Origin of the sequence: Tateyamaria sp., assembly GCF_039945315.1 — a bacterium.
Lineage (GTDB): Bacteria > Pseudomonadota > Alphaproteobacteria > Rhodobacterales > Rhodobacteraceae > Tateyamaria.
On the sequence record NZ_JBDUXB010000040.1, the window covers coordinates 1 to 3792 of the forward strand.

The 3792-nt window shown below is 57.3% G+C and carries 5 protein-coding genes; all 5 read left to right on the top strand.

From position 1 onward, the window contains the following. Window positions 1-352 (top strand): hypothetical protein (locus ABJD00_RS13215; RefSeq protein WP_413829684.1); only part of this gene is annotated, 352 nt, incomplete at its 5' end. Between the two features lie 439 nt (window positions 353-791). Then, the gene (locus tag ABJD00_RS13220; protein WP_413829686.1) at window positions 792-1616 is read left to right on the top strand and encodes a hypothetical protein; all 825 of its coding nucleotides are present in this window, start codon (window positions 792-794) and stop codon (window positions 1614-1616) included. Further along, a complete protein-coding gene (locus ABJD00_RS13225) occupies window positions 1613-2098 on the top strand; it encodes a hypothetical protein (protein WP_413829688.1) in 486 nt (161 codons plus the stop codon). Before ABJD00_RS13220 ends, ABJD00_RS13225 begins: the two co-directional genes overlap by 4 nt. A gap of 14 nt (window positions 2099-2112) precedes the next feature. Further along, window positions 2113-2364, top strand: a complete 252-nt coding sequence (locus ABJD00_RS13230; RefSeq protein WP_413829690.1) for a hypothetical protein — start codon at window positions 2113-2115, stop codon at window positions 2362-2364. Between the two features lie 476 nt (window positions 2365-2840). Beyond that, on the top strand, window positions 2841-3410 hold the full coding sequence (locus ABJD00_RS13235; RefSeq protein WP_413829692.1) for a recombinase family protein: 570 nt from the start codon (window positions 2841-2843) through the stop codon (window positions 3408-3410). Window positions 3411-3792: the final 382 nt, after the last annotated feature.

Sequence of the window (3792 nt, forward strand, 5' to 3'; positions counted from 1 at the left end):
GCCAGTAGAAGTCCGCGAAGCCATCCGTTCAAATGGTGAGCTTGCGGTTAATCGCATGACGCAGCTTCTGTCTGATGAAAGCGCTTGGGGACCGTCTGGCTGGATCAAGCCGCGAGAGCAAATACTGTTGGCGACAGCGGCACAAGAACGCGCTTTTGGCAAGGTTCACAGCGTCGCTGTAGACCATCTCCATGGCGGTTCCATCGACTTAACTGCCAAACAGGCGTCAATATCAGACCGGCTGGCTTCGGTGGCTGATCAGTTGCCAGAGCGAAAAGTGCGGCCATTGCCAGCTGATACTGAGGTCGTCGAATTGGAAACACCGGTGCGCAGAAAAATCCGCTGCAGGTGAAGAGGGTCGTTGACTGCAGAAGTTTGAAATTCCAGCCATGAAGGACTGCTTTGCGCTACACAGCCGCCATATGAGCAAAACAGTCGGATGACTGCATCGAGCCCAATGTTTCCGTTGGTGCAGATCGCAACATCCGACGTGAAGGGCGGAAAGGTGCCATTCACTGCAGTGGGCCGGAGTGTCCGCTCTCACTCGACTTCGCCGCAGTCAGGAGCGACCGGAACACTGTCCAAACGCCCGAATGGGAGGTTTCCCGCTATTCGGTTTTTCAAACGGCAGAGCTGACAACAAGCGACCCTGATGGTAATTTCAGGCATATCCGAAAGGAGATCACGCCTAGTCGAATGCGCCCCAGACTATACGAAATGTAATTGGCGTCGCGTCTCGGAGGCTGATAAAACTCTTATATAGCTCTGAAGTTATTGAGGAACTCGTGGTGTTGTCCTCCATCCCCCTATCCGTCTCCGCCGGGATTTCAAAGCCCCGTCTGGCAAGGATTTTCATCACGGCGACCGTGTTTGGTGCGCTCGCGAATGCCACTGCGCCTGCGCTGCTAGTGGCTGAACAGGTTGGCGGACTGCCCGATGTGGGCGTCAGCAAAGTTGTGCTATGTTGTGTCGCCCTCGGCCTGTTCAGGTTGCTGCAGGCACCGCGCGCAGAAGATCTGCTGCCCTTCATGTTGCCCGCCGCGATCGGGGCGCTGCTGAGAAGCGCGGATGCGGCCTGGCTCGGCCTTTCCATCTCGATGCTCCTACTCCTCACGGCAAACCGCACGACGGGGCGCGCGCGGGATGGGGCGACGGTCCTTCTGGCGGTCGGGCTGCACGCGCCGATCGTTTCGGCGGCGGGCCTTCTCATTGGAGGCGATCTCCTCGCTCTCGACACGAAGCTGGCTGCGGCGTTCCTTTCCCTATCGGGCACACCCGTTTCGGCCAGTGCAGCCAGCCTGTCTGTTCCCGGAGGCATGGACCTGCTGCTGGTCTGGCGGTGCGGCGTGCTGGGCAATCTCTCGGTGGCGCTGATGATGTGGTATACGGCGACCCGCTTCGTACTGGGCTGTGTGCCTGCCCGCGCCCTGCCCACAGCCGTGCTAGTGGCGACAGTAATGGTCGCAGTTAACGCACTGCGGATTGCCGGCATGGCATTCGATGCCCAAACGTACGAGTGGCTGCACGACGGGCGGGGCGCATCTTTAGTACGCATGGCCGCCCTTGCCTGTGTCGCCGGTATCATCGCTTTCGACCTGCGGAGGCTTTCAGCATGAGACGTGCTGCATCGCTTCTTCTGATCCTTCCGCTGATCGGCGTTTGGCTGAAGATCATGGTGCCCGCCGGTCCCGATTTTGACAGGGCCGCCGGCATCGCGCTGGCAGAACGCCTGATGCAGTCCAACGGTCTCGTGCAGGATCAGACGTCGAACATCGCGATCAGCGGGAACATCGCAGCAGTGGTCTTCACGCCGACAGCCTGCACGGGCGCCGTCATCATGCTTCCGTTGCCGCCAACGGCACAACGATTTGAAACTGTGATCTCAGGCTTTGGTGAAGCCATTTCCGCCGAGGGTTTTGTTCACCGAGGTGAACGGTTCGATCGGTACCCGCGCGTGCGCATGATCGCGCAACGCATAAGCCATGCGCTCTACCTGTCGGGCTCTGCCCGCAGCGCTTGGTCTACAACAGTGTTTGCCTATCGGGAACTGGGCCGCTGCGGTGTGTCCCCGTCACTAGATTGGTCACTGGCAACCTAAAAAGGAGAAATACAATGAAGTCCCTGAAAACCATAACGGCATGGATCCCCGTCGCGCTCTTCTTCGGATCGGGTGCGGCTGTCGCCCAGTCGGCAAATGCTTACCGTAATGCGAATTGCAATGCGAGCTTCCAGAGCTGCTCGGGCGGCGGTAGCTCTGCACCTTTCGGCGATTTGGGGTCGAGCGGCCTCGAGGTTCTGCTGGTCGCAGCAGTGATCCTGCTCTTGGCCTGGCGTCCGTTGCTGCGCGGCCTGAGGCGCGGATAACAAAGTGCACGGCCGAACACTAGGGCATCGGCAGCGGTCATCGAAACGGTTCGGCAATGACCGCTTAAGTGACTTGGGCCGCGGCTCAGCAAAAAGTCTGCCACAAATGCGAAGCGATGCTGCGTCAGCAAAGTCCGAAAAATGAATGTCTCAAAAGTCCGCACAGCAGACGTTGGTACATGCTGCCGCGAACGGCGGTTTCGTCCTGCAACTGAGACATTGCCCTGATTTTCGCCAACGTCAGCTCCTGAGCAAAGCTGCCATTCATCGACACTGCGACTGATGACGGCTCAGCCCCCCTTTCTGCATGTCAGCAGATTACGACTTAGCAGGTCATACCAGTTTGGATGCTCGTGTTGTATTGGGGTACACTCTAAAGTGACACCTCCAAACGCCAGAAATTGTGTTTCAATAGGGCCCTATTTCGGCTAATGAGACAGTATGTCCCACATATCTAGAGGCAAAGGAAACACTCCATGTCAGGCCAATGCATCGGTTACGCGAGGGTGTCGACCAATGAGCAGGACCTATCCATCCAACAAGAAGCCCTTAAAGCGGCGGGATGCCAAAAGGTTTTTGAGGAGAAAATATCGGGCAACACTCGCAGTGGAAGGCAGGCTTTAGTCTCGGCGCTGGAGTACATGAGGGGAGGCGATACTTTGGTGGTAACCCGTCTGGATCGGCTTGCCCGCTCAATGTCAGACCTGCTTAGTATTGTGAGCGAACTTAAGGACAAAGGGGTGCAATTGAAGGCGACAGAGCAGCCGGTGGATACCAGTAGTGCTGCAGGCAAAGCATTCTTGCAGATGCTGGGCGTCTTCTCTGAGTTTGAGACTAATCTCCGTAAAGAGCGGCAGATGGAAGGTATCCTGAAAGCAAAGGCTGCGGGAAAATACAGGGGTAGAAGTCAATCTATCGACCGTGATGCAGTGAGGCGATTGCGTGAGACTGAAAGACTTGGACCAACAGAGATAGCCAGACGCCTTGGCATAGCTCGGGCGTCCGTTTACAGGCTGCTGGAAGAAGACAAGAAAGCCTGTCCCTGATCGGGGAGGGGGGTATGCGCCGTCCGGGCGACCCAAACGCTGTGCGGTATTGAACCTTTCCCGTCCGGGGCATGAGCCATAGCAAAATTAAAGGCAGGACCGGAAATGCAGCCTGTGACGCTGAAAAAAAAGACTGTTCAGAGCCCCCCCCCCGGTCGGCAAATTTGCGAGGGTAGTGGAGCCAGGACACCTCCGCACTGCAAACCGGCCCCCGTCAAAATTTTTTTGGGGGGGGTGCGAGAAAGAACCTCCTAAAGTCCTTCGGAGAAGGCCCCTCGCTGGCAGATACCAAGCACACGGCCTCTGCACCCATTAAATTCCAAAGCATCAAATACCAACAAGCGGACCTTCGCTGCACGACGCCCCAATGGCTGAGATGCGG

What these genes read in the sequence shown, in the direction of transcription:
- ABJD00_RS13235 (WP_413829692.1), top strand. Translation starts at nt 2,841, where the DNA reads ATGTCAGGCCAATGCATCGGTTACGCGAGGGTGTCGACCAATGAGCAG.
- ABJD00_RS13225 (WP_413829688.1), top strand. Translation starts at nt 1,613, where the DNA reads ATGAGACGTGCTGCATCGCTTCTTCTGATCCTTCCGCTGATCGGCGTT.
- ABJD00_RS13230 (WP_413829690.1), top strand. Translation starts at nt 2,113, where the DNA reads ATGAAGTCCCTGAAAACCATAACGGCATGGATCCCCGTCGCGCTCTTC.